11 protein-coding genes, 2 tRNA genes and 3 rRNA genes are annotated in these 23,899 nt (G+C 57.9%); 12 read left to right on the top strand and 4 right to left on the bottom strand.

Annotated features, from left to right (window positions below; genetic code table 11):
* Positions 1-3 precede the first annotated feature (3 nt).
* Positions 4-654: a TetR/AcrR family transcriptional regulator gene (locus ACMXYJ_RS30000; RefSeq protein ID WP_046044703.1), complete on the bottom strand. Its 651-nt coding sequence runs from the start codon at positions 652-654 to the stop codon at positions 4-6.
* A gap of 85 nt (positions 655-739) precedes the next feature.
* The gene (locus tag ACMXYJ_RS29995; RefSeq protein WP_056746118.1) at positions 740-1,660 is read right to left on the bottom strand and encodes a LysR family transcriptional regulator; all 921 of its coding nucleotides are present in this window, start codon (positions 1,658-1,660) and stop codon (positions 740-742) included.
* A 124-nt stretch (positions 1,661-1,784) separates the two neighbouring features.
* Here ACMXYJ_RS29995 and ACMXYJ_RS29990 point away from each other — a divergent pair, with 124 nt between their 5' ends.
* From ACMXYJ_RS29990 to recD, 10 genes are all read left to right on the top strand, one after another.
* Entirely contained in the window at positions 1,785-3,134 is a 1,350-nt protein-coding gene (locus tag ACMXYJ_RS29990; protein ID WP_415758038.1) for an aspartate aminotransferase family protein, read from the top strand.
* 64 nt (positions 3,135-3,198) lie between these two features.
* Positions 3,199-4,692 (top strand): CoA-acylating methylmalonate-semialdehyde dehydrogenase, encoded by a 1,494-nt coding sequence (locus tag ACMXYJ_RS29985; protein WP_415758037.1) that lies wholly within the window; start codon positions 3,199-3,201, stop codon positions 4,690-4,692.
* 567 nt (positions 4,693-5,259) lie between these two features.
* Positions 5,260-6,798: ribosomal RNA gene (locus ACMXYJ_RS29980) — 16S ribosomal RNA — on the top strand.
* 83 nt (positions 6,799-6,881) lie between these two features.
* Positions 6,882-6,958: transfer RNA gene (locus ACMXYJ_RS29975), tRNA-Ile, on the top strand.
* Between the two features lie 27 nt (positions 6,959-6,985).
* Positions 6,986-7,061 (top strand) — tRNA-Ala (locus ACMXYJ_RS29970).
* Positions 7,062-7,311: 250 nt separating this feature from the next.
* A 23S ribosomal RNA gene (locus tag ACMXYJ_RS29965) occupies positions 7,312-10,203 on the top strand.
* 152 nt (positions 10,204-10,355) lie between these two features.
* Positions 10,356-10,471: ribosomal RNA gene (gene rrf / locus ACMXYJ_RS29960) — 5S ribosomal RNA — on the top strand.
* Together the 16S, 23S and 5S rRNA genes with 2 tRNA genes alongside form the textbook arrangement of a ribosomal RNA operon.
* A 156-nt stretch (positions 10,472-10,627) precedes the next feature.
* On the top strand, positions 10,628-14,077 hold the full coding sequence (gene recC / locus ACMXYJ_RS29955) for an exodeoxyribonuclease V subunit gamma (protein WP_415758036.1): 3,450 nt from the start codon (positions 10,628-10,630) through the stop codon (positions 14,075-14,077).
* Complete coding sequence (gene recB, locus ACMXYJ_RS29950; protein ID WP_415758035.1) at positions 14,077-17,763, top strand: exodeoxyribonuclease V subunit beta; 3,687 nt, start codon at positions 14,077-14,079, stop codon at positions 17,761-17,763. The genes recC and recB overlap by 1 nt, the downstream gene beginning before the upstream one ends.
* A complete protein-coding gene (recD, locus tag ACMXYJ_RS29945; protein WP_415758034.1) occupies positions 17,760-19,853 on the top strand; it encodes an exodeoxyribonuclease V subunit alpha in 2,094 nt (697 codons plus the stop codon). The genes recB and recD overlap by 4 nt, the downstream gene beginning before the upstream one ends.
* Here recD and ACMXYJ_RS29940 read toward each other — a convergent pair.
* Complete coding sequence (locus ACMXYJ_RS29940; RefSeq protein ID WP_415758033.1) at positions 19,850-20,797, bottom strand: LysR family transcriptional regulator; 948 nt, start codon at positions 20,795-20,797, stop codon at positions 19,850-19,852. The genes recD and ACMXYJ_RS29940 overlap by 4 nt on opposite strands.
* Positions 20,798-20,960: 163 nt before the next feature.
* Here ACMXYJ_RS29940 and ACMXYJ_RS29935 point away from each other — a divergent pair, with 163 nt between their 5' ends.
* Together ACMXYJ_RS29935 and mmsB are read left to right on the top strand one after the other, a co-directional pair.
* Positions 20,961-22,487 carry a CoA-acylating methylmalonate-semialdehyde dehydrogenase gene (locus ACMXYJ_RS29935; RefSeq protein ID WP_046055588.1) on the top strand — a complete coding sequence of 509 codons (1,527 nt, stop codon included), beginning with the start codon at positions 20,961-20,963 and terminating at the stop codon, positions 22,485-22,487.
* 10 nt (positions 22,488-22,497) lie between these two features.
* Positions 22,498-23,385: a 3-hydroxyisobutyrate dehydrogenase gene (gene mmsB, locus ACMXYJ_RS29930; protein WP_415758032.1), complete on the top strand. Its 888-nt coding sequence runs from the start codon at positions 22,498-22,500 to the stop codon at positions 23,383-23,385.
* Positions 23,386-23,479: 94 nt separating this feature from the next.
* Here the strand turns inward: mmsB and ACMXYJ_RS29925 are convergent, their stop codons facing one another.
* Positions 23,480-23,824, bottom strand: a complete 345-nt coding sequence (locus ACMXYJ_RS29925; protein WP_007946320.1) for a cupin domain-containing protein — start codon at positions 23,822-23,824, stop codon at positions 23,480-23,482.
* Positions 23,825-23,899: the final 75 nt, after the last annotated feature.

The following is a 23,899-nucleotide window of genomic DNA, read 5'->3' as shown; positions in this document are numbered from 1 at the left end:
GTCTTAGATCGTTGGCGTCAGGCCGCAGCCCTTGAGAATGATGCGGATCAGGTTGTTGCCGGCGTCTTCCATGTCCTGCTTGGTGAGCTTGGTGCGCCCGCTGACACGGCAGATCTGCGTAGCGAAATCGGCGTAATGCTGAGTGCTGCCCCACAACAGGAAAATCAGGTTCACCGGGTCGACCGGGTCCATTTTGCCGGCGTCGATCCACGCTTGGAACACGCCCGCCCGGCCCTGGAACCAGGCGCGATAGTCCTGGTTGAAATACTCGGTCAGGCACTCGCCACCGCTGATCACTTCCATTGCGAAGATTCGCGAGGCTTGCGGCTGGCGACGGGAGAATTCCATCTTGGCGCGGATGTAACGCGTCAGCGCTTCGGCCGGATCATCTTCAGCGGTCAGGGTGTTGAAGGTGCTGTCCCACAACTGGAGGATGTTGCTCAACACCGCCACGTACAAACCGAGTTTGTTGGTGAAGTAGTAATGCAGGTTCGCCTTGGGCAACCCGGCATTCAGGGCGATGGTGTTCATGCTGGTGCCTTTGAACCCGTGACGGGCGAACTCGTCTTCGGCGGCTTTGATGATGGTCTCTTCGTTCTTCTGACGAATGCGGCTGGCAGGTTTGCCGCCGTGAGCGGGGACTTCAAAGGTCATAGGCACTTCCGAACAAGTGGGTGGGTGCAGCCACTGCGTTGATAGCGCACCCACAGGCATCAGACAAGTCCTGACGCAATAAAACCTAGCGTGTCGCAGCCAGGCTCTCCAGAAAACTCTCCAGCACTAAATGCGGGCGACGGCCCTTGCGCGTGACCGATGCGAGGCTCAGGTCATAAAAACGCACCTTTGGTTTCAGCGCACGCAATCGGCCTTGCTGCACCCAGAGGCTGGCGTAGTGGTCCGGCAGATAGCCGATGAAACGTCCGGTCAGGATCAGGAACGCCATGCCTTCACGGTCCGAGGCACTGGCGGTGCAATTGAGCGCCTGGTAATGGGCCTGGATTTCCGCGGGCAAACGGAAGGTCGGCGCGATGGCGTCCTGGCTGTTGAGGCGCTCGTCATCCAGTTGTTTATCGTCGACATAAAACAACGGATGACCGACCGCGCAATACAGCAGCGAGCGTTCGCTATAGAGCGGCTGATATTCCAGCCCCGACAGCGCGCTGGCTTGCGGCACCACGCCGACATGCAATCGACCGTCGAGCACGCCTTGTTCGACTTCATTGGGCGCGATCATGCGGATCTGAATCTGCACGTCCGGCCCGCGCTCTTTCAATTGCGCCAAGGCGTGGGTGATGCGCATGTGGGGCAGGGTGACCAGGTTGTCGGTCAGGCCGATGGTCAATTCGCCGCGCAAATGTTGGTGCAGACCGTTGACCTCGGTGCGAAAACTTTCCAGCGCACTTAGTAGCTGCAAGGCCGATTGATAGACCTCGCGACCTTCTTCAGTCAGGGAAAAACCGGCGCGACCTCGTTGGCATAAACGTAGACCGAGGCGCTGTTCCAGATCGCTCATTTGCTGGCTGATGGCCGAGCGCCCGATCCCCAGCACCGACTCCGCTGCCGAGAAGCCGCCGCACTCCACCACACTGCGAAAGATTCGAAGCAGGCGGATATCAAAGTCACTGACTTGCGCCAGCGGATCGGGGCGACGACTGCTCATAGTTTAGTGGTGACCTGACTGAACGTTAGAAGAGTTGGATTTCACAGACTTTATCCCCGTGGCAATTTAGCTGCAAGAACGCTTTTGATCTCTATGCCGCTTATTGCCCTGCGAGGTTTTGCCCATGAACTTGCCTGAAAACAACCCGACTTCCCTGGCCAGCCAGCTCAAGCTCGATGCTCACTGGATGCCTTACACCGCCAACCGTAATTTCCAGCGCGATCCGCGACTGATCGTGGCGGCTGAAGGCAGTTGGCTGATAGATGACAAGGGCCGCAAGGTTTATGACTCGCTCTCCGGTTTGTGGACCTGCGGCGCCGGGCATACCCGCAAGGAAATTCAGGAAGCGGTCGCCAAGCAATTGGGCACCCTCGACTACTCGCCGGGCTTCCAGTACGGCCATCCGCTGTCGTTCCAGCTGGCGGAGAAAATCACTGACCTGACCCCGGGCAATCTGAATCACGTGTTCTTCACTGACTCGGGTTCCGAGTGCGCTGATACCGCAGTGAAGATGGTTCGTGCTTACTGGCGCCTGAAAGGCCAGGCCACCAAGACCAAAATGATCGGCCGTGCCCGTGGTTATCACGGCGTGAACATCGCCGGCACCAGCCTCGGTGGCGTGAACGGCAACCGCAAAATGTTCGGTCAGGCGATGATGGACGTCGATCACCTGCCGCACACCTTGCTGGCGAGCAATGCCTACTCTCGTGGCATGCCGGAGTTGGGTGGTATTGCTTTGGCCGACGAGCTGCTGAAGTTGATCGAGCTGCACGATGCGTCGAACATCGCCGCCGTATTCGTCGAGCCAATGGCCGGTTCCGCTGGCGTGCTGGTTCCGCCACAGGGTTACCTGAAGCGTCTGCGTGAGATCTGCGATCAGCACAACATCCTGCTGGTGTTCGACGAAGTGATAACCGGTTTCGGCCGTACCGGCTCGATGTTCGGTGCCGACAGCTTCGGCGTGACCCCGGACCTGATGTGCATCGCCAAGCAAGTCACTAACGGCGCGATCCCGATGGGCGCGGTGATTGCCAGCTCCGAGATCTACCAGACTTTCATGAACCAGGCGACGCCGGAGTACGCGGTGGAATTCCCGCACGGCTACACCTATTCCGCGCACCCGGTGGCGTGTGCCGCTGGCCTGGCAGCACTCGACCTGCTGCAAAAGGAAAACCTGGTACAGAGCGTGGCCGAAGTCGCACCGCATTTCGAAAATGCGCTGCACGGTCTGAAGGGCTCGAAAAACATCATCGATATTCGTAACTACGGCCTGGCCGGCGCGATCCAGATCGCGCCGCGTGACGGCGATGCCATCGTGCGTCCGTTCGAAGCCGGCATGGCCCTGTGGAAAGCCGGGTTCTATGTGCGCTTCGGTGGCGACACCCTGCAGTTCGGCCCAACCTTCAACAGCAAGCCGCAAGACCTTGATCGTCTGTTCGACGCGGTCGGCGAAGTGCTGAACAAGATCGACTGATTCTCCCCTCTATATAGAGGCGCCCTTTGAAGGGCGCCTGTGGACAACTTTTCAGGAGTGCTGCATGAGCCTTATCCCGCATTTGATCAATGGCGAATTGGTGACCGAAGAAGGTCGCACGGCCGACGTGTTCAACCCGTCTACCGGCCAGGTGATCCACAAGCTGCCGTTGGCCAGCCGCGAAACCATTCAAAAAGCCATCGACTCGGCTAAAGCTGCGTTTCCGGCTTGGCGCAACACGCCGCCAGCCAAACGTGCGCAGGTGATGTTCCGCTTCAAGCAATTGCTGGAACAGAACGAAGCGCGTATTGCTCAGCTGATCAGCGAAGAACACGGTAAGACGCTGGAAGATGCTGCCGGTGAATTGAAGCGCGGGATCGAGAACGTTGAGTTCGCTTGCGCGGCACCGGAAATCCTCAAGGGCGAGTACAGCCGTAACGTCGGCCCGAATATCGATGCCTGGTCGGACTTCCAGCCGCTGGGCGTGGTGGCCGGTATTACGCCGTTCAACTTCCCGGCCATGGTGCCGCTGTGGATGTATCCGCTGGCGATCGTCTGCGGCAACTGCTTTATCCTCAAGCCGTCCGAGCGCGATCCGAGTTCCACGCTGCTGATCGCTCAGTTGTTGATCGAAGCTGGCCTGCCTAAGGGTGTGCTGAGTGTGGTGCACGGCGACAAGGCTGCAGTGGACGCGCTGATCGAAGCGCCGGAAGTCAAAGCGTTGAGCTTCGTTGGTTCGACCCCGATTGCCGAGTACATCTACGCTGAAGGCACCAAGCGCGGCAAACGCGTCCAGGCACTGGGCGGGGCGAAGAACCATGCGGTGCTGATGCCGGATGCGGATCTGGATAACGCGGTCAGCGCATTGATGGGCGCGGCCTATGGTTCTTGCGGTGAACGTTGCATGGCGATCTCGGTGGCTGTGTGCGTCGGTGACCAGGTGGCGGATGCGCTGGTGGCCAAGTTGGTACCGCAAGTCAAGGCGCTGAAAATCGGTGCCGGTACTTCATGCGGTCTTGACATGGGGCCGCTGGTTTCCGGTCAGGCTCGCGACAAAGTCAGTGGCTATATAGAAGACGGTGTTTCTTCTGGTGCGACCTTGGTGGTGGATGGTCGTGGTCTGAGCGTGGCTGGTCATGAGGAAGGTTTCTTCCTGGGCGGCTGCCTGTTCGACAACGTCACGCCAGAGATGCGCATCTATAAAGAAGAGATCTTCGGGCCGGTGCTGTGTGTTGTCCGGGTTAACAGCCTGGAAGAGGCGATGCAGCTGATCAACGATCACGAGTATGGCAACGGCACCTGCATCTTTACCCGTGATGGGGAAGCGGCACGGTTGTTCTGCGACGAGATCGAAGTCGGTATGGTCGGCGTCAACGTACCGCTGCCGGTACCGGTGGCTTATCACAGCTTCGGCGGCTGGAAGCGCTCGCTGTTCGGCGACTTGCATGCGTATGGTCCGGATGGCGTGCGTTTCTATACCCGTCGCAAGGCCATTACCCAGCGCTGGCCACAACGGGCGAGCCATGAAGCTTCGCAGTTCGCATTCCCTAGCTTGTAAGTAGAAGGGAGAAGGCCGGCCCTTGGGGCCGGCCTTTGCGTTTCAGGGGCTTTTTTCACCTATATGACAGAATTGTGAAAATAGGTGTTGACGGAAGATTCTGGAAGTCTATAATTCGCCCCACTTCCGGCGCAGTCGAAACGGAAAACTCCTTGGTAAACAATGAGTTACGCAGTTTTCGGCAGCGAGTTGCTTCAGGTCATCGAAGCGCGAAAGGGGTTGAAAAAGAGGTGTTGACAGCAGCGACTAACGCTGTAGAATTCGCCTCCCGCTAACGAGAGATCGAAAGCGCAAGTGGTTGAAGTTGCAAAGGAAACTTTGAAAACTTCGAAAAATAACCGCTTGACAGTAACAGAGGCTGCTGTAGAATGCGCGCCTCGGTTGAGACGAAAGATCTTAACCAACCGCTCTTTAACAACTGAATCAAGCAATTCGTGTGGGTGCTTGTGGAGTCAGACTGATAGTCAACAAGATTATCAGCATCACAAGTTACTCCGCGAGAAATCAAAGATGTAACCAACGATTGCTGAGCCAAGTTTAGGGTTTCTTAAAAACCCAAAGATGTTTGAACTGAAGAGTTTGATCATGGCTCAGATTGAACGCTGGCGGCAGGCCTAACACATGCAAGTCGAGCGGCAGCACGGGTACTTGTACCTGGTGGCGAGCGGCGGACGGGTGAGTAATGCCTAGGAATCTGCCTGGTAGTGGGGGATAACGCTCGGAAACGGACGCTAATACCGCATACGTCCTACGGGAGAAAGCAGGGGACCTTCGGGCCTTGCGCTATCAGATGAGCCTAGGTCGGATTAGCTAGTTGGTGAGGTAATGGCTCACCAAGGCGACGATCCGTAACTGGTCTGAGAGGATGATCAGTCACACTGGAACTGAGACACGGTCCAGACTCCTACGGGAGGCAGCAGTGGGGAATATTGGACAATGGGCGAAAGCCTGATCCAGCCATGCCGCGTGTGTGAAGAAGGTCTTCGGATTGTAAAGCACTTTAAGTTGGGAGGAAGGGCATTAACCTAATACGTTGGTGTCTTGACGTTACCGACAGAATAAGCACCGGCTAACTCTGTGCCAGCAGCCGCGGTAATACAGAGGGTGCAAGCGTTAATCGGAATTACTGGGCGTAAAGCGCGCGTAGGTGGTTTGTTAAGTTGGATGTGAAATCCCCGGGCTCAACCTGGGAACTGCATTCAAAACTGACAAGCTAGAGTATGGTAGAGGGTGGTGGAATTTCCTGTGTAGCGGTGAAATGCGTAGATATAGGAAGGAACACCAGTGGCGAAGGCGACCACCTGGACTGATACTGACACTGAGGTGCGAAAGCGTGGGGAGCAAACAGGATTAGATACCCTGGTAGTCCACGCCGTAAACGATGTCAACTAGCCGTTGGGAGCCTTGAGCTCTTAGTGGCGCAGCTAACGCATTAAGTTGACCGCCTGGGGAGTACGGCCGCAAGGTTAAAACTCAAATGAATTGACGGGGGCCCGCACAAGCGGTGGAGCATGTGGTTTAATTCGAAGCAACGCGAAGAACCTTACCAGGCCTTGACATCCAATGAACTTTCCAGAGATGGATTGGTGCCTTCGGGAACATTGAGACAGGTGCTGCATGGCTGTCGTCAGCTCGTGTCGTGAGATGTTGGGTTAAGTCCCGTAACGAGCGCAACCCTTGTCCTTAGTTACCAGCACGTGATGGTGGGCACTCTAAGGAGACTGCCGGTGACAAACCGGAGGAAGGTGGGGATGACGTCAAGTCATCATGGCCCTTACGGCCTGGGCTACACACGTGCTACAATGGTCGGTACAGAGGGTTGCCAAGCCGCGAGGTGGAGCTAATCCCAGAAAACCGATCGTAGTCCGGATCGCAGTCTGCAACTCGACTGCGTGAAGTCGGAATCGCTAGTAATCGCGAATCAGAATGTCGCGGTGAATACGTTCCCGGGCCTTGTACACACCGCCCGTCACACCATGGGAGTGGGTTGCACCAGAAGTAGCTAGTCTAACCTTCGGGAGGACGGTTACCACGGTGTGATTCATGACTGGGGTGAAGTCGTAACAAGGTAGCCGTAGGGGAACCTGCGGCTGGATCACCTCCTTAATCGACGACATCAGCTGCTCCATAAGCTCCCACACGAATTGCTTGATTCATTGAAGAAGACGATAAAGAAGCAGCCCGAAATTGGGTCTGTAGCTCAGTTGGTTAGAGCGCACCCCTGATAAGGGTGAGGTCGGCAGTTCGAATCTGCCCAGACCCACCAATTTTGTGTGGGAACCTGTAGAAATACGGGGCCATAGCTCAGCTGGGAGAGCGCCTGCCTTGCACGCAGGAGGTCAACGGTTCGATCCCGTTTGGCTCCACCACTACTGCTTCTGTTTGTTGAAAGCTTAGAAATGAGCATTCCATCGTGATGATGGTGAATGTTGATTTCTAGTCTTTGGATTAGATCGTTCTTTAAAAATTTGGGTATGTGATAGAAAGATAGACTGGACAACACTTTCACTGGTGTTGGATCAGGCTAAGGTAAAATTTGTGAGTTGCTCTTAATTGAGTATTATCGAATTTTCGGCGAATGTCGTCTTCACAGTATAACCAGATTGCTTGGGGTTATATGGTCAAGTGAAGAAGCGCATACGGTGGATGCCTTGGCAGTCAGAGGCGATGAAAGACGTGGTAGCCTGCGAAAAGCTTCGGGGAGTCGGCAAACAGACTTTGATCCGGAGATGTCTGAATGGGGGAACCCAGCCATCATAAGATGGTTATCTTAAGCTGAATACATAGGCTTAAGAGGCGAACCAGGGGAACTGAAACATCTAAGTACCCTGAGGAAAAGAAATCAACCGAGATTCCCTTAGTAGTGGCGAGCGAACGGGGACTAGCCCTTAAGTGGCTTTGAGATTAGCGGAACGCTCTGGAAAGTGCGGCCATAGTGGGTGATAGCCCTGTACGCGAAAATCTCTTAGTCATGAAATCGAGTAGGACGGAGCACGAGAAACTTTGTCTGAATATGGGGGGACCATCCTCCAAGGCTAAATACTACTGACTGACCGATAGTGAACTAGTACCGTGAGGGAAAGGCGAAAAGAACCCCGGAGAGGGGAGTGAAATAGATCCTGAAACCGTATGCGTACAAGCAGTGGGAGCCCACTTTGTTGGGTGACTGCGTACCTTTTGTATAATGGGTCAGCGACTTATTTTCAGTGGCGAGCTTAACCGAATAGGGGAGGCGTAGCGAAAGCGAGTCTTAATAGGGCGTCTAGTCGCTGGGAATAGACCCGAAACCGGGCGATCTATCCATGGGCAGGTTGAAGGTTGGGTAACACTAACTGGAGGACCGAACCGACTACCGTTGAAAAGTTAGCGGATGACCTGTGGATCGGAGTGAAAGGCTAATCAAGCTCGGAGATAGCTGGTTCTCCTCGAAAGCTATTTAGGTAGCGCCTCATGTATCACTGTAGGGGGTAGAGCACTGTTTCGGCTAGGGGGTCATCCCGACTTACCAAACCGATGCAAACTCCGAATACCTACAAGTGCCGAGCATGGGAGACACACGGCGGGTGCTAACGTCCGTCGTGAAAAGGGAAACAACCCAGACCGTCAGCTAAGGTCCCAAAGTTATGGTTAAGTGGGAAACGATGTGGGAAGGCTTAGACAGCTAGGAGGTTGGCTTAGAAGCAGCCACCCTTTAAAGAAAGCGTAATAGCTCACTAGTCGAGTCGGCCTGCGCGGAAGATGTAACGGGGCTCAAACCATACACCGAAGCTACGGGTATCACTTAGGTGATGCGGTAGAGGAGCGTTCTGTAAGCCTGTGAAGGTGAGTTGAGAAGCTTGCTGGAGGTATCAGAAGTGCGAATGCTGACATGAGTAACGACAATGGGTGTGAAAAACACCCACGCCGAAAGACCAAGGTTTCCTGCGCAACGTTAATCGACGCAGGGTTAGTCGGTCCCTAAGGCGAGGCTGAAAAGCGTAGTCGATGGAAAACAGGTTAATATTCCTGTACTTCTGGTTATTGCGATGGAGGGACGGAGAAGGCTAGGCCAGCTTGGCGTTGGTTGTCCAAGTTTAAGGTGGTAGGCTGGAATCTTAGGTAAATCCGGGATTCTAAGGCCGAGAGCTGATGACGAGTTACCCTTTGGGTGACGAAGTGGTTGATGCCATGCTTCCAAGAAAAGCTTCTAAGCTTCAGGTAACCAGGAACCGTACCCCAAACCGACACAGGTGGTTGGGTAGAGAATACCAAGGCGCTTGAGAGAACTCGGGTGAAGGAACTAGGCAAAATGGCACCGTAACTTCGGGAGAAGGTGCGCCGGTGAGGGTGAAGCATTTACTGCGTAAGCCCATGCCGGTCGAAGATACCAGGCCGCTGCGACTGTTTATTAAAAACACAGCACTCTGCAAACACGAAAGTGGACGTATAGGGTGTGACGCCTGCCCGGTGCCGGAAGGTTAATTGATGGGGTTAGCTAACGCGAAGCTCTTGATCGAAGCCCCGGTAAACGGCGGCCGTAACTATAACGGTCCTAAGGTAGCGAAATTCCTTGTCGGGTAAGTTCCGACCTGCACGAATGGCGTAACGATGGCGGCGCTGTCTCCACCCGAGACTCAGTGAAATTGAAATCGCTGTGAAGATGCAGTGTATCCGCGGCTAGACGGAAAGACCCCGTGAACCTTTACTATAGCTTTGCACTGGACTTTGAATTTGCTTGTGTAGGATAGGTGGGAGGCTTTGAAGCGTGGACGCCAGTTCGCGTGGAGCCAACCTTGAAATACCACCCTGGCAACTTTGAGGTTCTAACTCAGGTCCGTTATCCGGATCGAGGACAGTGTATGGTGGGTAGTTTGACTGGGGCGGTCTCCTCCTAAAGAGTAACGGAGGAGTACGAAGGTGCGCTCAGACCGGTCGGAAATCGGTCGTAGAGTATAAAGGCAAAAGCGCGCTTGACTGCGAGACAGACACGTCGAGCAGGTACGAAAGTAGGTCTTAGTGATCCGGTGGTTCTGTATGGAAGGGCCATCGCTCAACGGATAAAAGGTACTCCGGGGATAACAGGCTGATACCGCCCAAGAGTTCATATCGACGGCGGTGTTTGGCACCTCGATGTCGGCTCATCACATCCTGGGGCTGAAGCCGGTCCCAAGGGTATGGCTGTTCGCCATTTAAAGTGGTACGCGAGCTGGGTTTAGAACGTCGTGAGACAGTTCGGTCCCTATCTGCCGTGGACGTTTGAGATTTGAGAGGGGCTGCTCCTAGTACGAGAGGACCGGAGTGGACGAACCTCTGGTGTTCCGGTTGTCACGCCAGTGGCATTGCCGGGTAGCTATGTTCGGAATAGATAACCGCTGAAAGCATCTAAGCGGGAAACTAGCCTCAAGATGAGATCTCACTGGGACCTTGAGTCCCCTGAAGGGCCGTCGAAGACTACGACGTTGATAGGTTGGGTGTGTAAGCGCTGTGAGGCGTTGAGCTAACCAATACTAATTGCCCGTGAGGCTTGACCATATAACACCCAAGCAATTTGCGTCGAAAGGCCAGATTGCGGTGTGTGAAGACGAAACGAACCGAAAGTTCGAGATACTCACAAAACACCCAACTATCGCATACCCATTCGCTGGAGCGTGAACCGAAAGGTAAACGACCTGGCTACCGAATTTCTTGACGACCATAGAGCATTGGAACCACCTGATCCCATCCCGAACTCAGCAGTGAAACGATGCATCGCCGATGGTAGTGTGGGGTTTCCCCATGTGAGAGTAGGTCATCGTCAAGATTAAATTCCGAAACCCCTATCTGCGTATGCAGGTAGGGGTTTTGTTTTGCCCGCAGGAAAGTTCTCACAGCAATACCGGACGGCTCCCGGCTGTCACAGTCTCCCGACAATGCTAAGGTTCGGCCCTAGCTTTTGTATTTTCCCAAGGAAGCCTTTATGCCGGACGCGACGTCCCTCAGTGCTGGTTTTATGGTGGTTCACGGCAACCGCCTGGACGAGTTGCGCGGCCTGGTTGTCAGCTGGATGCGGCGTTACCCGCTGGCTCCCTTGGAAAATGAAATTGCCTTGGTGCAGAGCAACGGCATCGCCCAATGGTTGAAGCTGGCACTGGCGAAAGACCCGGAAGATGACGACATGGGCGGCTGCGGAATCGCAGCAGCCATCGACGTGCAGTTACCGGGTAGCTTCATGTGGCAGCTCTATCGCATGGTGCTTGGTCGTGACGAAATCCCGGTCAAATCCTTGCTCGATAAAGCTCCCTTGACCTGGCGTCTGATGCGTCTGCTTCCGCAGTTGATCAACCAACCGCACTTCGAACCCCTGCAGCGCTTCCTTACGAATGACACAGACTTACGTAAACGCTATCAATTGGCGGAGCGACTGGCGGACCTGTTCGACCAATATCAGGTGTACAGGGCCGATTGGCTCGAAGACTGGGCAGAAGGTCGTCATCAATTACGGAATGGCAGAGGCGAAACCAAACCTCTGACCCCGGCTAACTGCTGGCAGGCAGAGTTGTGGCGTGCGCTATTGCTGGATGTGGGTGAACAAGGCATGGCGCAAAGTCGAGCCGGCGTCCATCAACGGTTTATCGAGCGCATCAACAGCCTCGACGTCGCCCCCAGCGGATTGCCTTCAAGGGTGATCGTTTTCGGGATTTCCTCACTGCCCGCTCAAGCCCTGGAAGCACTGGCGGGGCTGGCCCGGTTCAGCCAGGTTCTGCTCTGCGTGCACAATCCGTGTCGTCACCATTGGGCAGACATCGTCGCCGATAAAGACCTGTTGCGGCATCAATACAAGCGTCAGGCTCGCAAGAGCGGAATGCCGGTTGTGCTCGACCCGCAAACCCTTCACCAGCACGCCCATCCACTGCTGGCGGCGTGGGGCAAGCAGGGGCGGGACTACATCAATCTGCTCGACAGTTACGACGATCCCAACAGCTATCGCTCGGCATTCCGCGATGGCCGAATCGACCTGTTCAGCGATAGCCTGCCACAGAACATGCTCAATCAATTGCAGGACGACATTCTTGAGTTGCGTCCCTTGAACGAGACTCGCGAGCGTTGGCCTGCTGTCGATCCGGCAAACGACGAGTCGATCCGTTTCCACATTGCCCATAGCGCCCAGCGCGAAGTGGAGATCCTCCACGACCAGTTGCTCGCACGCTTCAGTGCTGATCCGGATTTGAGGCCTCGCGATGTGATCGTGATGGTCCCGGACATCGACAGCTACGCACCGCATATTCGTGCGGTATTTGCTCAGCTTGAACGCCACGATCCGCGTTTCATTCCCTTCACGCTCGCAGATCAAGGCCAACGTGGCCGTGACCCGCTGCTGATTGCTATCGAGCATCTGCTCAAACTGCCCGACAGCCGTTTCCCCGTGAGCGAGATCCTCGATCTGCTGGACGTTCCTGCACTGCGCGCTCGCTTCGGTGTAGAGGAACGTGATCTGCCAACTCTGCACCGTTGGATCGAAGGCGCAGGCATCCGCTGGGGCATGAATGCCGAGCAGCGCGCGGGTCTCGGTCTGCCGCAGGAGCTGGAACAAAACAGTTGGCGTTTCGGCCTGCGACGGATGCTGCTCGGTTATGCCGTGGGCAGTGCCAGTGCTTGCGAGGGTATCGAACCCTACGACGAGATCGGTGGTCTGGATGCCGCGCTCATCGGGCCTTTGGTCGCGCTGCTGGACGCATTGGAAATTGCTCACCAGGAACTCTCTCAACCCGCAGCTCCCAAACAATGGGGTTTTCGATTGCATGCGCTGGTTCAGTTGTTTTTCCTGGCCAGTAACGAGCATGACGACTACGTGTTGGCCCAACTCGAAGAGCTGCGTGAAACCTGGCTTGAGACCTGCGAGTCAGTCGGCTTGCACGATGAACTGCCGTTGACCGTGGTCCGTGAAGCCTGGCTCGCCGGCCTTGACCAAGGCCGCCTGTCCCAGCGTTTTCTGGCCGGTGCGGTTAACTTCTGCACCTTGATGCCCATGCGAGCGATCCCGTTCAAACTGGTCTGCCTGCTGGGCATGAATGACGGGGACTACCCGCGCGCGCAGCCGCCACTGGACTTCGACCTCATGGGCAGTGATTACCGCCCTGGCGATCGCTCCCGCCGCGAAGATGACCGCTATTTGCTTTTGGAAGCCCTGTTGTCGGCACGTGACCAACTCTATATCAGCTGGGTCGGTCGCAGCATTCGCGATAACAGTGAACGCCCTGCGTCGGTACTGATTGGCCAATTGCGAGATCATCTGGCCAGCGGTTGGCGACTGCATGATGTCGACAAAGATCTGCTTGAGGCCATCACTCAGGAGCATCCACTGCAACCGTTCAGTGCCCGCTACTTCCATGAAGGCGATGATTTGTTCAGCTACGCGAATGAATGGCAGGTGCTGCATCAAACCAGTGAGCCGTCGACTGATATCGAGGTCCTTGATCCCTACGTTCAGGAGGAGCCGCTGAGTCTCGGTCAACTGCAGGACTTCCTGCGTAATCCTGTGCGACATTTCTTCAGTCAACGACTGAAGGTGTACTTCGAAGCGGCTGAAGTGCCCTTGGCTGATGAAGAGCCATTTGTACTCGACGCGTTGCAACGTTACAGCCTCAGTGACAGCTTGCTCGAAGCGGCGCTGGGACATCTGGATAGCACCGACCAGATACTGGAAGCACAGGCAAAACGTCTGCAAAACAGTGGGCTTCTGCCCATGGCCGGGTTCGGCGAATGCCTTCAGAGAGAGTTGATCGAACCGTTACCGGATCTGTTGCAGCGTTACCAACAGCTTTTGGCGTTATGGCCAACGCCGCTCACCCACGCTCTGCCAGTGAATCTGGAGTTGCAGGGGCTGCGCCTGGAAGGGTGGCTCAGCGGCCTGCATCAACGTGCGGATGGTGGTTTGCTATCAGTCACTACAATCCCCAACAGCATCGGCGCGATCAAGTCTCGCAAATGGCATCGGCTGACACGGCCATGGGTCAATCATCTGGTTGCCTGCGCCAGTGGTATGGCGATGACCACAGCGTTGGTGGCCAGCGACGACAGTCTGCTACTCGGTCCTATGGAGGAGGGTGCAGCCTTGCGGATTCTGGGCGACCTGTTAATGGCTTGGCAAATCGGCATGCGTCAACCGCTGCCGATTGCAGTGAAGACTGGCTTCGCATGGCTTGGTCAAACTGATCCGGTCAAAGCGCAAGCCGCCGCCCGCAAGGCGTATGAAGGCGATGGCCTGACCACCGACGGCGAGCGTCGCGAAAGTCCGGCACTCGCCCGGCAGTTCGCCGACTTCGACACGCTTGTCGCAGACGAAACGTTCCCGGATTGGTGCAACGCGTTGTACCGGCCGCTGCTGGAAGCGCCTTGGCGTTCATTGAACAGTGAGGAGGCGCGCTGATGACCACCAAACCTCTGGCCTTGGCATTTCCCCTGCGCGGCAGCCAACTGATCGAAGCGAGCGCCGGGACCGGCAAGACCTTCACCATTTCCGCGCTGTATCTGCGCCTGGTCCTTGGGCACGGCGCAGAGTCGAGCGGCTTCGGACGTGAACTGTTGCCGCCGCAAATCCTCGTTGTGACGTTCACCGATGCCGCGACCAAAGAATTACGCGAACGCATCCGCACGCGTCTTGCTGAAGCTGCGCGGTTTTTTCGCGAAGAAACACCGGCGCCCGATAGCCTTATCGCGGAGCTTCGTGAGGAGTACCTTCCCGAGCAGTGGTCCGGGTGCGCGAACCGCTTGGACATCGCCGCGCAGTGGATGGACGAGGCGGCAGTTTCGACTATCCACAGTTGGTGCCAGCGCATGTTGCGCGAACACGCGTTCGACAGTGGCAGCCTGTTTACACAAACCCTGGAAACTGATCACAGCGATTTGCTGGGCGAAGTCCTGCGCGATTACTGGCGCCTGTTTTGCTACCCGATGCAAGGCGATGCGCTGAACTGGGTGCGCGGAAATTGGGGCGGGCCAGCAGCATTGCTGCCGCGAGTGCGTGGTTTGTTCGCCAGTGAGCGAGACAGTATCGAAGGTAAAGAGCCTGCCGAGCTGATCACGGAGTGTCTGCAAGAGCGACGGGCAGCCTTGCTCGAACTCAAGATGCCCTGGCGCCAGTGGGCGGACGAATTGCTTGCCATCTGTCACCAGGGTGTTGCGAGCAAGAGCGTCGACGGTCGCAAGATGCAGGCGCGCTATTTCGAACCCTGGTTTGAAAAGATCAGGACCTGGGCTGAAGACGAATCCCTTGAGCAACTGGATATCGGCACCGGCTTCACACGCCTGACTCCGGAGGGTATGGCCGAAGCCTGGAAGGGCGAAGCACCCAGTCATCCCGGGCTGGACGCCATGCCCGGCCTCAAGGCCCGTCTCGATGGATTGCCGACACCTGATGCCGCCGTGCTGCAACACGCCGCCCAGTGGGTCGGTACACGGTTTGAGGAAGAAAAGCGTCGCCGTGCGGAGATGGGCTTCGATGACATGCTGCTGCGTCTCGATGCAGCGTTGCAGTCCGATGGCGGTGAGCGGCTGGCAACCTTGATCCGCGAGCAGTTTCCGGTGGCGTTGATCGATGAGTTCCAGGACACCGACCCGGTGCAGTACCGGATCTTCGAGAGCATCTATCGCATCGAAGACAACAATCCCGAATGCGGTCTGTTCCTGATCGGCGACCCCAAGCAAGCGATCTACGCGTTCCGCGGTGCCGACATCTACACCTACTTGCGCGCCCGTCAGGCCACCGCTGGCCGATTGCATACCCTGGGTACGAATTTCCGTTCCAGCCATGGCATGGTCAGTGCGGTCAACCATGTGTTCGAACGTGCCGAGTCTCGCGAGACCGGGCGAGGCGCGTTCCTGTTTCGTGAAAAGAATGGCGAGAACCCGGTGCCGTTCCTGCCCGTCGAATCCCAAGGGCGCAAAGAAGTTCTGCACATTGATGGCCAAGTCGTGCCCGCCCTGAACATCTGGCAGCTGTCCGCCGATCAGCCGCTGTCCGGCGCGGTGTACCGACAACAACTCGCCGCCGCCTGCGCCAGTGAAATCACCGCTTTGCTCAATGGCGGGCAACAAGGTCGCGCGGGTTTCAAACAGGACGGCAAGGACTTCAGAGGGCTGCTGCCAGCGGATATCGCGATCCTGGTCCGCGACGGTAAAGAAGCCCAGGCTGTGCGTGGCGAACTCTCCGCCCGTGGCGTGCGCAGCGTCTATCTGTCGGACAAGGACTCGGTGTTCGCCGCCCAGGAGGCCCACGATCTGCTGACCTGGCTCAAGGCCTGCGCCGAGCCGGATGTCGAGCGCCCGCTGCGAGCCGCGTTGGCCTGCATCACGCTGAACCTGTCGCTGGCTGAACTGGAACGGCTCAATCAGGACGAACTGGCCTGGGAAGCGCGGGTCATGCAGTTCCGCAGCTATCGCGAGCTCTGGCGCAAACAGGGCGTGTTGCCCATGCTGCGGCGATTGCTGCATGACTTCCAGCTGCCTCAGACATTGTTCACGCGCAGTGACGGCGAGCGGGTGCTGACCAATTTGCTGCACCTGTCCGAATTGCTGCAACAGGCGGCCGCCGAACTCGATGGTGAGCAAGCGCTGATCCGTCATTTGTCCGAGCATCTGGCGTTGTCCGGGCAGGCCGGCGAAGAGCAGATCCTGCGTCTGGAGAGCGACGAACAACTGGTCAAAGTCGTGACCATTCACAAGTCCAAGGGGCTTGAGTATCCCTTGGTGTTCCTGCCGTTCATTTGCTCGGCGAAGCCGGTGGATGGCAGCCGTCTGCCGTTGCATTACCACGACGCCACGGGCAAGGCCCAAGTGACCTTGAGGCCGACAGCCGAGTTGATTGTTCAGGCGGATGATGAGCGTCTTGCCGAGGATCTGCGCTTGCTTTACGTAGCCCTGACCCGGGCGCAACACGCCTGCTGGCTTGGAGTGACGGATCTCAAACGCGGCAATAACAACAGCTCGGTGCTGCATCTTTCAGCATTGGGTTATCTGCTGGGCGGCGGAGCATCATTGGCCGAGTCGGCAGGTTTGAAGCGGTGGCTGGAAGACCTGCAGCAGGACTGTCCTGCGCTGAGCTACGGTGAAATGCCTGAAGCGACCGTCGAGCACTACCATCCGCCGCACAACGATGCGACGTTGCTTGCTCCGCTGATACCCAAACGCAAGGCCAGCGAAAACTGGTGGATTGCGTCCTACAGTGCCCTGCGCATTGGCGACAGCATGAGCGTGGGCACTGATGAAGCGCCGGAGAGCCCGCAAGCGCAAAAGCTCTTCGACGACGAGCGCCTCGATCCGCAAGCACCACGAGAAGTGGTGGCCGGCGGCGCGGATATCCATCGATTCCCTCGTGGCCCGAACCCCGGCACCTTTCTCCATGGTTTGCTCGAATGGGCCGGTGACGAAGGTTTTGCCGCCAACCCGCAAGCTGTGGAAGATGCCATTGCCCGTCGCTGCAACCGTCGTGGTTGGGAGGGCTGGATCACCGCCCTGAGCGACTGGCTGCAGCATCTGCTGACGTCCCCGCTGCATTTCGGCGGCGGGCAGGCCCCCGTGGTGTTCGAGCAGCTCACCCAATACCGGGTCGAGATGGAGTTCTGGTTCGCCAGTCATAAGGTCGATGTGCTCAAGCTCGATGAACTGGTGCGTCAATACACCCACAACGGCGTGGCCCGAGTGGCTGCCGAGCCGGTGTTGCTCAATGGCATGTTCAAAGGTTTCATCGACCTGACATTCGAGCACGACGGCCGCTACTACGTCGCCGACTACAAATCCAACTGGCTGGGCGTCGATGACGCGGCCTACACCGAGCAGGCCATGGAGCAGTCGATTCTCGACAACCGTTACGACCTGCAATACGTGCTGTACCTGTTGGCCCTGCATCGCCAGCTCAAGGCGCGACTTGCCGATTACGATTACGACCGGCATGTCGGTGGTGCGCTGTACCTGTTCCTGCGCGGTACGCGCGCGTCCAGCCAGGGCGTGTATTTCGCCCGTCCTCCAAGAGAGCTGATCGAACGTCTGGACCGGTTGTTCCAGGGCAAGCCAGAACCCAAGGCCGAGCCCGCCTGGGAACAGGGAGTTTTGTTATGAGTCGCACCTTCGCTGATTTGCTGCCCACTTCGTTGACAGCCGAAAGCCTGGCGGATCTGGCGCCGTTGAGTCGCGCCGATGACTTGCTGCTGTTGTTGACGCGCTGGGTTGAGCGCGGCTGGCTGCGAGCGCTGGACAAAGCCTTCGTCGCTTTTCTTCATGAACTCGCTCCCGGCGATGATCCACTGGTGCTGCTCGCCGCCGCGTTGGCCAGCCATCAACTGGGCCACGGTCATGTGTGCCTGGATGTGTTCGAGACGCTCAAGGAACCGGACTTCGCCCTGTCGCTGCCACCGGAAGGTGATGTGCAAAGTGGTGCGATGTTGCTGCCGTCGCAATTGCTTGAGGCGCTGGACGGTGCCCATTGGTGCAAGGTCCTGGCCTCCAGCAACCTGGTCGCTTTGGCGGTCGACGGCCGCGAGGCGGCGCAGCATCGGCCATTGGTGTTATCGGGCAAACGCCTGTACTTGCGCCGCTACTGGGCTTACGAACGGCGTATCGACACCTCGCTGCGCCAACGCCTGGTGGAACACGAAACCACGCCGGATGATTTGTCCCAGCGCCTCACCAGCTTGTTCGGTCCAGCCAGGCCCGGCGAAGTGATTGACTGGCAGAAACTCGCCTGTGCCCTCGCCACCCGCAGCGCATTCAGCATCGTTACCGGTGGCCCGGGGACCGGCAAGACGACGACGGTCGTGCGTTTGCTGGCGTTGCTCCAGGCGCCGGCCGTGGAGGCGGGGAAGCCGTTGCGTATTCGTCTCGCGGCACCCACCGGCAAGGCTGCAGCCCGACTGACGGAGTCCATCAGTCAGCAGGTCAGGACTCTGGAAGTCGATGAGGCCGTCCGAGTGAAGATCCCGTCAGACGTCACCACCGTGCACCGTCTGCTCGGCAGTCGCCCCGGTACTCGACACTTCCGTCACCACGCCGGTAATCGCTTGCCGCTGGATGTCTTGGTGGTGGACGAAGCCTCGATGATCGATCTGGAGATGATGGCCAACCTGCTCGATGCGTTGCCGGCCCATGCCCGTCTGGTGCTGCTCGGTGACAAGGATCAACTGGCATCGGTGGAGGCCGGTGCCGTGCTGGGCGACCTGTGCCGCGACGCCGAGGCCGGTTGGTACAGCCCACAGACGCGCCGGTGGCTGGAAGCGGTCAGTGGTGAAAGTCTGGATGCCAGCGGTTTGCAGGAAGACACCCAAGGGACTCATCCCCTGGCCCAGCAGGTTGTGATGCTGCGTCATTCACGCCGGTTCGGCGAGGGCAGCGGTATCGGTCAACTGGCTCGTTGGGTCAACCAGCAGCAACCCGAGGAAGCCCGCAAGTTGTTGGCGGCTCGAAGCCATGACGACGTGTTTTCCCTGTCCCTCAAGGGGGAGCAGGACCGGACGCTGGAGCGCTTGCTGCTTGAGGGGCATGGCGATGGACCGCAGGGTTATCGGCATTACCTGAGTCTCTTGCGCAGCTTGCGACCACCGCTCGACAGCACGCTTGATGATCCCTGCTGGACCGATTGGGCTCGGCAGGTGTTGCAAGCCTTCGACGCCTTCCAGTTGTTGTGCGCTGTACGTAAAGGGCCGTGGGGCGTGGAAGGTTTGAATCAACGCGTGACCGCCGCGCTGCTCAAGGCTCGGCTGATCGACAGCGACCAGCAGTGGTACGAAGGTCGGCCAGTGCTGATGACTCGCAACGATTACGGTCTGGGGTTGATGAACGGCGACATCGGCATTGCCCTCAAGTTGCCGGAACGCGAGGGGCCAGAGGTTGGGAAGCAGGTGCTGCGTGTAGCGTTCCCGCGCAACGATGGTCAGGGCGGCGTACGATTTGTTCTGCCGAGCCGGCTCAACGATGTCGAAACCGTGTATGCGATGACGGTGCACAAATCCCAGGGCTCGGAATTTGCCCATACGGCGTTGATTCTGCCGGATGCCCTGAACCCAGTACTCACCAAGGAACTGATCTATACCGGAATTACCCGGGCCAAAAACTGGTTCACCCTGATCGAGCCTCGTTCCGGCGTATTCGAAGAGGCAGTGCGGCGCAAGGTCAAGCGCTTGAGCGGGTTGATGCTGGAATTGGGCGCCGACTAATCGGCGAACAGCATGTCCCGACTTTCACCCATCAACAAACCCTGATTCTGCTCAGTGACCGCGCGGATGTAATCCCACAACAGGGTGATCCGCTTGAGTTTGCGCAGGTCCTCGCGGCAGTACATCCAGAACTGTCGAGTGATGTTGATCTCTTCCGGCAACACCGGCAGCAATCGCGGATCCTGGGCCGCCAGGAAGCACGGCAGAATCGCCAGCGACCGCCCTTGCTGCGCAGCCACGAATTGCGCAATCACACTGGTGCTGCGCAGGTTGGCGCTGGCGCCGGGCAACACATTTGCCAGGTACAACAGCTCCGAACTAAACGCCAGATCGTCGACATAACTAATGAATGAATGCTTACCCAAATCAGCCGGGCGGCGGATCGGTGGGTGCTTGTCGAGATAATCCTGCGTCGCGTAGAGCTGTAATTTGTAGTCGCAGAGTTTGCAGCAGACGTACGGGCCATGCTCCGGGCGCTCCAGGGCGATGACGATGTCCGCCTCACGCTTGGACAAGCTGATGAAGTGCGGCAGCGGCAGGATGTCCACCGAGATCGCCGGGTAGGCATCGACGAAATGGCTCAGCTGCGGGGTGATGAAAAAGCTGCCGAAGCCTTCGGTGCAGCCCATGCGCACATGCCCGGACAAGGCAACGCCAGAGCCCGAAACCTGCTCGCAGGCCATGTGCAGCGTGCTTTCAATCGACTCAGCGTAGCCCAGCAACCGCTGGCCTTCGGCGGTCAGGACAAAACCGCTGGTCCGGGATTTCTCGAACAGCAAAGTGCCCAACGCCGCTTCAAGCGAACTAATGCGCCGCGACACGGTGGTGTAGTCGACCGCCAGGCGCTTCGCCGCGGTGCTGGCCTTGCGGGTGCGGGCGACTTCAAGGAAAAACTTGAGGTCATCCCAGTTCAACGAGCCTAGAGACGTGATGTTTTTTTGCATGATGGACCGGCTTTTATGTGCGTTCTTATTAGAAGTTTGCACATCTATACTCCAAAAACAGTCCGACAACCAATTCGCGACACACGTCTCATCTCAAGGTGGCTTTCTCGCCTTGGCTCCACAGATAGCTCTCTAAATAAGAACAACGTCCCGGAGACCCAACATGAACGCATCGCTCACGCCAAACGAAACCACTGTCCAAACGGTAAAGCTGTTGATCGACGGCGAGTGGGTCGAGTCCCAGACCACCGAGTGGCACGACATCGTCAACCCGGCGACCCAGCAAGTGCTGGCGAAAGTACCGTTCGCGACCGCGCAGGAAGTGGACGCCGCGATCAGCGCCGCCCATCGCGCCTTCCAGACCTGGAAGCTGACACCGATCGGCGCGCGGATGCGCATCATGCTCAAGCTCCAGGCGTTGATTCGCGAACACTCCAAGCGCATCGCCGTGGTGCTCAGCAACGAACAAGGCAAAACCATCGCCGACGCTGAAGGCGATATCTTCCGCGGCCTGGAAGTGGTCGAGCACGCTTGCTCCATCGGCAGCCTGCAAATGGGCGAGTTCGCCGAGAACGTTGCTGGCGGCGTCGATACCTACACCCTGCGTCAGCCAATCGGCGTTTGCGCCGGCATCACGCCATTCAACTTCCCGGCGATGATTCCGCTGTGGATGTTCCCGATGGCCATCGCTTGCGGCAACACCTTCGTGCTCAAGCCGTCCGAACAGGACCCGATGTCGACCATGCTGCTGGTGGAACTGGCGATCGAGGCCGGTGTTCCGGCAGGCGTGCTCAACGTCGTTCATGGCGGTAAAGACGTGGTGGATGCGCTCTGCACCCACAAGGACATCAAGGCTGTTTCCTTCGTCGGTTCGACCGCCGTCGGCACCCACGTCTACGACCTGGCCGGTAAACACGGCAAACGCGTGCAATCGATGATGGGCGCCAAGAACCACGCCGTTGTGCTGCCGGATGCCAACCGCGAACAAGCGCTCAACGCGCTGGTCGGTGCCGGTTTCGGTGCGGCCGGGCAACGCTGCATGGCCACCTCCGTGGTGGTGCTGGTGGGCGCGGCCAAGCAATGGCTGCCAGACCTGAAGGCGCTGGCGCAGAAACTCAAAGTGAATGCCGGCAGTGAGCCGGGCACTGATGTCGGCCCAGTGATTTCCAAGAAAGCCAAGGCGCGAATTCTGGATCTGATCGAGAGCGGCATCAAAGAAGGCGCCAAGCTTGAGCTGGATGGCCGCGAGATCACCGTTCCAGGCTTCGAGAAGGGCAACTTTGTCGGCCCGACCCTGTTCTCCGGCGTAACCCCCGAGATGCAGATCTACACCCAGGAAATCTTCGGCCCAGTGCTGGTGGTGCTGGAAGTCGATACCCTCGATGAGGCCATCGCACTGGTCAACGCCAACCCGTTCGGCAACGGCACGGGCCTGTTCACCCAAAGCGGTGCGGCGGCGCGTAAATTCCAGACTGAAATCGACGTCGGCCAGGTCGGCATCAACATCCCGATTCCGGTGCCGGTCCCGTTCTTCAGCTTCACCGGTTCGCGCGGGTCCAAACTCGGCGACCTCGGTCCGTATGGTAAGCAAGTGGTGCAGTTCTACACTCAGACCAAGACGGTCACCAGTCGCTGGTTCGATGACAACAGCGTCAACGACGGTGTGAACACCACCATTAACTTGCGTTAAGGAGCCGGACATGAAAATCGCTTTTATCGGTCTCGGCAACATGGGCGCGCCGATGGCGCGCAACCTGATCAAGGCTGGCCATTCGCTGAACCTGGTCGACCTGAACAAAACCGTTCTGGCAGAGCTGGAGCAACTGGGCGGCAGCATCAGTGCTTCGGCACGTGAAGCCGCTCAAGGCGCAGAGCTGGTGATCACCATGCTGCCAGCCGCTGTGCATGTGCGCAGCGTGTGGCTGGGTGAAGACGGCGTGCTGGCGGGGATCGGCAAGGGTGTGCCGGCAGTCGATTGCAGCACCATCGATCCGCAGACGGCGCGTGATGTTGCCGCGGCGGCGGCCAAGCAAGGCGTGGTCATGGCGGATGCGCCTGTGTCGGGCGGTACTGGCGGTGCGGCAGCCGGGACCCTGACGTTTATGGTCGGCGCTACCCCTGAGCTGTTCGCCACCCTGCAACCGGTATTGGCGCAGATGGGCCGCAACATCGTCCATTGCGGCGAAGTCGGCACCGGGCAAATCGCCAAGATCTGCAACAACCTGCTGCTGGCGATCTCCATGGTCGGTGTCAGCGAAGCCATGGCGCTGGGTGATGCTCTCGGGATCGACACAACGGTGTTGGCCGGGATCATCAACAGTTCCACCGGCCGTTGCTGGAGTTCGGAGATGTACAACCCGTGGCCGGGCATCGTCGAAACGGCGCCGGCCTCGCGCGGTTATACCGGCGGTTTCGGTGCCGAACTGATGCTCAAGGATCTGGGGCTGGCTACTGAGGCGGCACGTCAGGCGCACCAACCGGTGGTGCTCGGCGCGGTGGCCCAGCAGTTGTATCAGGCGATGAGCCAGCGTGGGGAAGGTGGCAAGGACTTCTCGGCGATCATCAACAGCTATCGCAAACCGCAATAAAACCTGTGGGAGCAAGCTCGCTCCCACAATGGCTGCATGTTCCTATCGACATTTACCGGGAAATCACGTCGGATGATCTCCCGGTTTTTTTGCATCAGGCAAACACGAAATACTTGCGCACGGTTTCAACCACTTCCCACGTACCTTTCATGCCCGGCTCGATGACAAAAATATCACCGGCGCGCAGATGGATCGGCTCCTTTCCTTCTGGGGTGATGATGCAGTACCCCTCGCGGAAATCGCAGTATTCCCACTTCACGTATTCCACATACCACTTGCCCGGCGTGCAGATCCAGGTGCCCATGATTTTGCTGCCGTCTTCGCTGGTGTAGGCGTTGAGATTGACGGTGTGCGGGTCGCCTTCGAGTTTTTCCCATTTGCAGGCGTCGAGCACCGGCAGTGGGTGGGTATCGCGAAGAACGGTAATAGGTGCGGTCATGTGGACTCCGGGGCAGTGGACTAGAGAACTGAAGTCGCACCCTATAGCGCCCGTCCACCGGTCAGTTGTCTGTGC

Source organism: Pseudomonas arabinosi (assembly GCF_047758675.1).
Classification (GTDB): domain Bacteria; phylum Pseudomonadota; class Gammaproteobacteria; order Pseudomonadales; family Pseudomonadaceae; genus Aquipseudomonas; species Aquipseudomonas arabinosi.
Note: the sequence above shows the minus strand (reverse complement) of the source record. Positions and strands in the feature narration are given on the sequence as shown.

What these genes read in the sequence shown, in the direction of transcription:
- mmsB (WP_415758032.1), top strand. Translation starts at nt 22,498, where the DNA reads ATGAAAATCGCTTTTATCGGTCTCGGCAACATGGGCGCGCCGATGGCG.
- ACMXYJ_RS29990 (WP_415758038.1), top strand. Translation starts at nt 1,785, where the DNA reads ATGAACTTGCCTGAAAACAACCCGACTTCCCTGGCCAGCCAGCTCAAG.
- ACMXYJ_RS29925 (WP_007946320.1), bottom strand. Translation starts at nt 23,824, where the DNA reads ATGACCGCACCTATTACCGTTCTTCGCGATACCCACCCACTGCCGGTG.
- recD (WP_415758034.1), top strand. Translation starts at nt 17,760, where the DNA reads ATGAGTCGCACCTTCGCTGATTTGCTGCCCACTTCGTTGACAGCCGAA.
- recC (WP_415758036.1), top strand. Translation starts at nt 10,628, where the DNA reads ATGCCGGACGCGACGTCCCTCAGTGCTGGTTTTATGGTGGTTCACGGC.
- ACMXYJ_RS29940 (WP_415758033.1), bottom strand. Translation starts at nt 20,797, where the DNA reads ATGCAAAAAAACATCACGTCTCTAGGCTCGTTGAACTGGGATGACCTC.
- ACMXYJ_RS30000 (WP_046044703.1), bottom strand. Translation starts at nt 654, where the DNA reads ATGACCTTTGAAGTCCCCGCTCACGGCGGCAAACCTGCCAGCCGCATT.
- ACMXYJ_RS29985 (WP_415758037.1), top strand. Translation starts at nt 3,199, where the DNA reads ATGAGCCTTATCCCGCATTTGATCAATGGCGAATTGGTGACCGAAGAA.
- recB (WP_415758035.1), top strand. Translation starts at nt 14,077, where the DNA reads ATGACCACCAAACCTCTGGCCTTGGCATTTCCCCTGCGCGGCAGCCAA.
- ACMXYJ_RS29935 (WP_046055588.1), top strand. Translation starts at nt 20,961, where the DNA reads ATGAACGCATCGCTCACGCCAAACGAAACCACTGTCCAAACGGTAAAG.
- ACMXYJ_RS29995 (WP_056746118.1), bottom strand. Translation starts at nt 1,660, where the DNA reads ATGAGCAGTCGTCGCCCCGATCCGCTGGCGCAAGTCAGTGACTTTGAT.